Source organism: Hominiventricola aquisgranensis, from assembly GCF_040096225.1.
GTDB lineage: Bacteria > Bacillota > Clostridia > Lachnospirales > Lachnospiraceae > Hominiventricola > Hominiventricola aquisgranensis.
The window spans coordinates 1-7,810 of record NZ_JBBMFC010000055.1 but is presented as its reverse complement, the minus strand read 5'-3'; the positions used below and the strand labels follow the sequence as shown (position 1 = coordinate 7,810).

At 43.1% G+C, this 7,810-nt stretch carries 8 protein-coding genes; 5 read left to right on the top strand and 3 right to left on the bottom strand.

Features of this window, described 5'->3' with window-relative positions; genetic code table 11:
• Positions 1–242: 242 nt before the first annotated feature.
• From WMO62_RS15395 to WMO62_RS15385, 3 genes are read left to right on the top strand one after another with little or no spacing between them, the layout of a single operon-like run.
• Positions 243–500 carry a type II toxin-antitoxin system HicA family toxin gene (locus WMO62_RS15395; RefSeq protein WP_349145230.1) on the top strand — a complete coding sequence of 86 codons (258 nt, stop codon included), beginning with the start codon at positions 243–245 and terminating at the stop codon, positions 498–500.
• Positions 500–991 (top strand): type II toxin-antitoxin system HicB family antitoxin, encoded by a 492-nt coding sequence (locus WMO62_RS15390; RefSeq protein ID WP_349145228.1) that lies wholly within the window; start codon positions 500–502, stop codon positions 989–991. Before WMO62_RS15395 ends, WMO62_RS15390 begins: the two co-directional genes overlap by 1 nt.
• 20 nt (positions 992–1,011) lie before the next feature.
• Entirely contained in the window at positions 1,012–1,428 is a 417-nt protein-coding gene (locus WMO62_RS15385; protein ID WP_349145227.1) for a hypothetical protein, read from the top strand.
• 126 nt (positions 1,429–1,554) lie between these two features.
• Here WMO62_RS15385 and udk read toward each other — a convergent pair whose 3' ends face one another.
• The gene (gene udk / locus WMO62_RS15380; RefSeq protein ID WP_117496329.1) at positions 1,555–2,175 is read right to left on the bottom strand and encodes a uridine kinase; all 621 of its coding nucleotides are present in this window, start codon (positions 2,173–2,175) and stop codon (positions 1,555–1,557) included.
• Positions 2,176–2,398: 223 nt separating this feature from the next.
• On the opposite strand from udk, the gene WMO62_RS15375 reads away from it, so the two are divergent.
• The gene (locus tag WMO62_RS15375) at positions 2,399–2,623 is read left to right on the top strand and encodes an HPr family phosphocarrier protein (protein WP_147324663.1); all 225 of its coding nucleotides are present in this window, start codon (positions 2,399–2,401) and stop codon (positions 2,621–2,623) included.
• A gap of 109 nt (positions 2,624–2,732) precedes the next feature.
• Here the strand turns inward: WMO62_RS15375 and aroA are convergent, their stop codons facing one another.
• Together aroA and WMO62_RS15365 are read right to left on the bottom strand one after the other, a co-directional pair.
• Entirely contained in the window at positions 2,733–4,010 is a 1,278-nt protein-coding gene (aroA, locus tag WMO62_RS15370) for a 3-phosphoshikimate 1-carboxyvinyltransferase (protein ID WP_117496327.1), read from the bottom strand.
• 5 nt (positions 4,011–4,015) lie between these two features.
• Entirely contained in the window at positions 4,016–5,104 is a 1,089-nt protein-coding gene (locus tag WMO62_RS15365) for a prephenate dehydrogenase (RefSeq protein WP_118509753.1), read from the bottom strand.
• A gap of 210 nt (positions 5,105–5,314) precedes the next feature.
• Here WMO62_RS15365 and leuS point away from each other — a divergent pair, with 210 nt between their 5' ends.
• A complete protein-coding gene (gene leuS / locus WMO62_RS15360; RefSeq protein WP_349145226.1) occupies positions 5,315–7,717 on the top strand; it encodes a leucine--tRNA ligase in 2,403 nt (800 codons plus the stop codon).
• Positions 7,718–7,810 lie beyond the last annotated feature (93 nt).

Here is a 7,810-nt window from a genome sequence, read left to right as displayed (position 1 = left end):
TACAAAGAAACGCCAAAACCGACATTTGCCGGAATTGGCGTTTCTTATATTAGGGACTTATTTTACAGCCCCTTTTTGATGAAAAATGCAGAATAATAAAGTAGGTTGTGAAAGCAAAATTGCTATAGTATAATCATACATATTTAAATATTTATAGAAATATATATGTTATTTATTGACAAAAAATTTTTTATGCCATATACTGCAACTATAAAATAGTTGCAAGGGTGGGCGCCTGAAAAATGAGTACATTAGAAAAAACAAAGGAGCGATTAAGACTAGAACCTAAGGATTATACGTATACTGAAGCAAGACAACTTTTAATAGCTTTGGGATATGTAGAAGATAATAAAGGAAAGACTTCCGGATCCAGAGTTCGTTTCTATAGGGAAACAGATCAGGGAGTAATTATGTTACATAAGCCACATCCCGGAAATACGATGAAAGGTTATGCTGTAAAAGATTTAAGACAACGTTTATTTGAATATGGAGATTTGTAATGAAAAATATATTAGAGTATAAGGGATATCATACAAAAGCTGAAGTCGATTTAGAAGAGGGCATTGTATATGGAAAAATAGAAGGAATAAGAGATTTGGTTAATTTTGAAAGTGAGACTCTGGAAGATTTTGAAAAAGAATTTCATTTAGCGGTTGATGATTATATAGAGTTTTGTAAAGAGGTTGGGAAAACTCCGGAAAAGGAATATAAAGGATCGTTTAATGTAAGGATAACACCTGAATTGCACAGGAAAATCGCATTGCTGGCATATAAAAACGGAGATTCTTTGAATCAGGCAGTTGAAAAAGCAATACAAGGATATGTTACAGAATCTTCACAAACAGAGATTACTTTACAAGAAACTGTTTCTAACTTGTCAAAAGTTTTAGCAAGTCAAAGCAGCTATTATAGAAAAGAAGATGAGATTATACGTAAGTTTCCAAAATTTGAGAAAAATATGGGTTTTAAGATGATTTATGAACCATCATAAAGGAGCATAGTGAGAAAATAATGATTGAAAATTTAGAAAAATATTTTTTGCCGGAACAAACATATTATTTAAATGGTATTACTTATAAAATAATTGAAACTTCAGCAGTTGAAAGAGAATTAAATTGTATAGATAATATTAATGTGGAAGTAAATGATGCAGATGGAGTAAAACTTATTTTAACAAGAACGTTGAAATTTGCGCCGGAAGGAATATTTGAATTGAGTATTTCGTTTGGTGCTTTGTTGAAATTTGATGAGAAAGTAAAAGATGAAATTAATTGGCATGAAATTAAGCTGGCAGAAGAATTTGGCATTAATGGTGATTTTGTTTTGAGAAATTTATTAGACAGAATTTCATTGCTGATTGCAGAAATAACGGCATCGTTTGGACAAAGGCCTATTATTGTTCCACCAGTGATTGCAAGAGAAAATTGAATAAATAGAGACTATGAAGAAAAGTCTGTAAATAATAATCTTCTATGATAAATATTATGTGAGGATCTTATGTGAATAAAAAAATCGTTCGCTTTACGTTGGCACAACGTGAAGCGAACGACTTTTTTATTCTTCCTCCAATATCAGCTGGATCTTGGATCTTACTACATCAAAGGCCACATCATTCATACCGCTGTTGATGACCACATCTGCCAGCGCACGGGTGGGTTCTACATACAGATAATGCATGGGCTTAACTGTAGTCAGATATTGCTCCACAATATTGTCCAGGTCACGGCCACGTTCTTTGACGTCGCGGACAATACGGCGAAGAATCCGTTCATCTGCATCAGCTTCTACATAGATTTTAATATCCATCATGTTGCGGAGTCTGGGATCTTCCAGCAGCAGGATACCTTCTGCCAGAATGATCTTCTTTGGCTCAATGTGAATGGTCTTGTCAGAACGGTTGTGCATACTGTAATCGTAGACCGGACAGTCTACAGCAATTCCATTTTTTAAAGCTTCCAGATGTTGGATCATCAGATCTGTTTCCAGAGAATCGGGATGGTCATAATTGACCTTCTTCCGTTCTTCGAACGGCACATCATCCTGACATTTATAATAATTATCGTGGTAGAGGACAGCTACATCATCAGGGAAGGCATCGCGCAGCCGGTTGGTAAATGTGGACTTTCCCGATCCGGTTCCCCCGGCGATTCCTATGATCATAACATTATTACTCATATCGTCTCCTTTTTTTGTTCTTAATGATATTTAAAATATTTTACACTGTTTTAAGACAGATTTCCATAGCAATCTTCAGAATGTGGCTGTCAAATTTGCGCTAAGAACTGTTCGGCTTCATTGACTTTTTATCAGAGAAGGAGCATAATGAGTGAAGTTCAGCGAAACCAAAGTTCTATTTTGGGAGAACATTCAGAAGATTCAGATAGATGGAGGCATATTCATGACAGAGAAACACATTAAACTTTCACCGGATACGGTGGTAACATTTGTAAAAAAATCACAGCAATGTGATTTTAATATAGATATTTCTTATGGTCACACAGAAGTAGATGCGAAGTCTTTGCTGGGAATGTTAAGTCTTGATTTCGGCCGCATCATGCATGTAAAGTATTATGGTAAGAATGAAGATCTGGAAGGTTATATAAATGAGTTGGCAGTAGAGTAAGATGACTGCAGACACAACAGAATAGATAAGACGGATAATAAGAATGCCCTGCAAAAGAATCTGTAGAACAGAACAGTCACTTTTGCAGGGCATTTTTTGATGACAGAAATTATTTTGCCAGTCGTGTCAGATCTTCATAGAATCCAGGATAGCTGATTTTCACGCAGTCAGCACCTTTGATCGAGGTCTCACCGTCTGAAGCAAGAGCGGTGATGGCAAAGGTCATGGCGATGCGGTGATCTAAGTGGCTGTCGATGATCGCTCCGTGGAGAGGGTAACCGCCTTCGATGATCATACCGTCATCTGTGCCTTCGATGTGAGCACCCATAGCACGAAGATTATTGACCATCACGTCGATCCGGTTGGATTCTTTGACTTTCAGCTCCTGTGCATCGCGAATCACAGTAGTTCCCCTGGCAAAGCAGGCAAGGGCTGCGACCACTGGAAGCTCATCAATGAGAGTTGGAATCACTGAACCACCGACAGTCACTCCGTGAAGCTCACTGTGGCGAACCAGCAGGTCAGCGGTAGGTTCACCATTTCCATAATTTTCATTGAGCAGAGTAATATCGGCACCCATATCCTGGCAGACGCGGAGCAGTCCATCTCTGGTGGGATTGATGCCTACATTTTTGATCAGTATCTCGGAATCTGGAACCATCAAAGCTGCCGCAATAAAATAAGCGGCAGAAGAAATATCACCAGGAACGATGATTTCCTGTGCGTGCAGGTCCTTGCCGGGGGTGACTGTAGCAGTAGTACCCTTACTCGTAATATCAGCACCGAAATGTGTTAACATGATCTCTGTGTGATTCCGGGACAGATAAGGTTCGGTTACACTTGTGGTTCCGTCTGCATAGAGTCCGGCAAGTAAGATACAGGATTTTACCTGGGCAGAAGCAACTTTGGAGGTATATGCGATGCCATGGAGCTTCTGCCCGTGGATCCGAAGAGGTGCACAGCCGTTATCACGGATACTGGTAATATCGGCTCCCATCAGAGTTAATGGCTCCATGATCCGTTTCATGGGGCGGCTCTGGATGGATTCATCTCCATTTAACTCGGTGGTAAACCTCTGACCGGCCAGAATGCCGGAGATCAGCCGGGTGGTAGTGCCACTGTTTCCTACATCCAGCATAGAAGAGGGAGCAGTCAGACCATGAAGACCTTTTCCATGGATCAGGATCTCAGAATCCAGATCTTCGATGTCGATTCCAAGCTTTCGGAAACAGTCGATAGTGGACAGACAGTCTGCTCCTCGAAGAAAGTTGGTGACTCTTGTAGTTCCTTCTGCCAGCGCTCCGAACATAATAGAGCGATGGGAGATGCTTTTATCACCGGGAACAGTGATCTCACCTTTTAATGCATTGGTTCTGGTAAATATCATATAGCTTACCTCTCATATATCACATATCTGTGTTTTCTCAAGATTTCGATGGCGCTCTTCATAGATTCTTCATCATAAAATTCAATCCGGAGAACGGCCTCGATAAATTCACGGCTGTGTACGATGCCGATATTTTTCAAACTGATCTGATTGCTGGCAAGGATCGTGGCAAGAGTTGCAATTCCTCCTGCTTCATCCACCATATCACAGTAGATTTCATAGATCCGCGCCAGAGGACCATTGCCTTTGACCGGAAGACTGTTCCGATAATCTCTGGATGTCTCAAATAAATGGTAAATAGCACCGGATTTGGCTTCATCCAACTGGTCTTTGATCTTCTCCAGAGAAGCGATATAATCAGTCAGAATCCTGGAAATATTTTTCCGGTTGGTCATGCAGATCTGTTCCCACATCTCCGGGGAAGAAGATGCGATCCGGGTGATGTCCTTGAATCCGCCCGCGGCGACCAGCTTCATGATGCCGTCTTTGGTATCTTCGTCCTTGACCAGGTTGACAAGGGACGAAGCAATAATATGTGGCAGATGGCTGATACCTGCAGTCACATAATCATGAGTGTGATAGTCGATGACCAGCGGAAGTGCTTTTAAGGAAGCTACAAAATCGCGATAAGTCTCTACAGCCTCCCGGGGAGTCTTTTCCGTAGGTGTGATCATGTAATATGCATTTTCAATGAGAATCCGCTTGGAATTGGCATAGCCGGTCTTCTCAGAACCTGCCATGGGGTGGCCTCCGATGAAATTTGCTTCCATATCAAGATCGGTTACCTTTTCGTGGATATCTGTCTTGGTGCTGCCTACATCGGTGATGATGCAGTCCGGTCCGATCAGAGGCTTTAACTGCTCCAGATATTTGGCATTGCTGGATACAGGTGCACACAGGAAAATATAGGTGCAGTCAGAAAAATCTTCGTCAATCTGATCAATGACCCTGTTGATCACTCCGTCAGCCACTGCCTGCTCCACAGAAGCACGGGTGCGGGAGTGAGCGATGATCTCTGTATCTGGATAAAAATAACGGACAGCCCGGGCGATGGAACCGCCGATCAGGCCAAGTCCGATAAAACCGATTTTCATTTGTCTATCTCCTTTAGCACGTTAATGCATAAAGTATAGCACGTTTGTCGGAAAATGAAAAGAAATATATGAACGAAATAGAAGCTTAGTTGACAAACCAAACGGACTATATTAAACTAATGTAGTTGTAAAATACAGCAGGATTCTCTGAAAAACAGAGTTTTCAGATAGGATAACAGATCGGAAATCGAGATAGGAGGAAGCACGAAAATGAAACACAATTTCCGAAAGATAGAAGGTAAGTGGCAGCAGAAATGGGAAGATGCCAAGATCTTCAATGCAGTGGATGGAAGTCCCAAGAAGAAGTTCTATGGTCTGGTAGAGTTCCCGTACCCGAGCGGAGCAGGTATGCACGTAGGACATATTAAGGCATATTCCAGCCTTGAGGTAATTTCCAGAAAGAGAAGAATGGAAGGATACAACGTGCTGTTCCCCATTGGATTCGATGCATTCGGACTTCCGACTGAGAACTATGCCATCAAGACAGGCAAACATCCGCGTGTGATTACGGACGAGAATATTGCAAGATTTACCAATCAGCTGAAAAAAGTTGGTTTTTCTTTTGACTGGGATCGTGTGATCGACACCACAGATGAGGATTACTATAAATGGACCCAGTGGATCTTCCTGAAGATGTATGAGCATGGTCTTGCGTTCAGAAGCAAAGCACTGGTAAACTACTGCCCGTCCTGTAAAGTTGTTCTTTCCAATGAGGACAGTCAGGGTGGACACTGTGACATCTGCCACAGCGAAGTAGTACAGAAGTCCAAAGATGTATGGTATTTAAGAATCACGGAGTATGCTGACAAACTGCTGGCAGGTCTTGAGGATGTAGATTATCCGGCAAATGTAAAACAGCAGCAGGTGAACTGGATCGGTAAATCCACCGGTGCATTTGTTGATTTCAAGATCGATGGTGTAGACGAGCAGCTGGAGATCTATACGACCAGACCGGATACCCTGTTCGGGGTTACCTTCATGGTAATGGCTCCGGAGCATCCGCTGATCGATAAATATGCAGACCGCATCTCCAACATGGATGCCATCAAAGCATATCGTACCGAGTGTGCAAAGAAGACGGAGTTTGAGCGTACCCAGCTTGTAAAAGACAAGACGGGTGTGAAGATCGAAGGCCTGGAGGCAGTCAATCCGGTTAACGGTAAAAAGATCCCGATCTTCATCGCAGACTATGTAATGATGGGTTATGGTACTGGTGCGATCATGGCTGTACCGGCGCATGACCAGCGTGACTATGATTTCGCTAAAGCATTTAACATTGATATTATTGAGGTTATCAAGGGTGGCGACATCTCCAAGGAAGCTTATACCGGCGACGGTGAGATGGTGAACTCTGAGTTCCTCAATGGTTATACTAATAAGAAGGATTCCATCCAGAAGATGCTGGAAGAGCTGACCCGCCAGGGCATTGGCCGTGCAGGTGTTCAGTTCAAGATGAAAGACTGGGCATTCAACCGTCAGAGATACTGGGGCGAGCCGATTCCGATCGTTCACTGTGATCACTGTGGTGTTGTTCCGGTTCCGTATGAGGAGCTGCCGCTTCGTCTGCCGAAGGTAGAAAACTTTGAGCCGGGTGTGGAGGGTGAATCTCCGCTGGCTAAGATTGATTCCTTTGTAAAATGCAAGTGCCCGAAATGCGGACGCGATGCAAGAAGAGAGACTGATACCATGCCGCAGTGGGCAGGTTCTTCCTGGTACTTCCTGCGTTATATCGATCCGCACAATGACAAGTGCCTGGCAGACCCGGAGAAGCTGAAATACTGGATGCCGGTAGACTGGTACAACGGTGGAATGGAGCACGTTACCAGACATGTGATCTACTCCCGTTTCTGGCATCATTTCCTGTATGACATCGGTGTGGTAAACACTCCGGAGCCGTATGCAAAGCGTTCTATCCAGGGACTGATCCTTGGACCGGATGGAGATAAGATGAGTAAATCCAAGGGCAACGTTGTTGACCCGCTGGATATTGTAGAAGAGTACGGTGCAGACACCCTGCGTACTTATGTACTGTTCATGGGTGACTACGGCGCAGCAACTCCGTGGAACGAGAACTCTGTAAAGGGTTGTAAGCGTTTCTTGGAGCGTGTAGCTGGATTTACCGATATGCTTTCCGAGGATAAAGAGACTGAGAAGCTGGAGACTCCGCTTCATAAGACCATCAAGAAAGTATCTTCTGATATTGAGGATATGAAGTTCAACACTGCAATTGCAGCACTGATGACTCTGACTAACGATATCTACAATGTTGGAAAGATCAGTAAAGAGCAGCTTCATACCTTCATCAAACTGCTTTGCCCGTTTGCTCCGCATCTGTGTGAGGAAATGTGGGAGGTTACCGGTGGAGAAGGATTCCTGTCTCTGGCATCCTGGCCGACCTATGAGGAAGCTAAGACGGTCGATGCACAGACCGAGATCGGTGTACAGATCAACGGTAAACTTCGTGGAACTGTTGTGATCCCGACCGGTGCTGACAAAGAAGAAGTATTTGCTATGGCAAAAGCCGATTCCAGAATCGCTTCCCTGGTAGAGGGCAAGACCTTCGTAAAAGAGATCTATGTACCGAACCGTGTGGTGAACTTTGTTGTGAAATAGATAAGGTTTTGGCAGAGGGGGCTGTAAAAAAACTCCCCTGACAGAAAAATCGCCCAGACCGTGAGGTCTGAGCGATTTTTTGGTATAATTAAT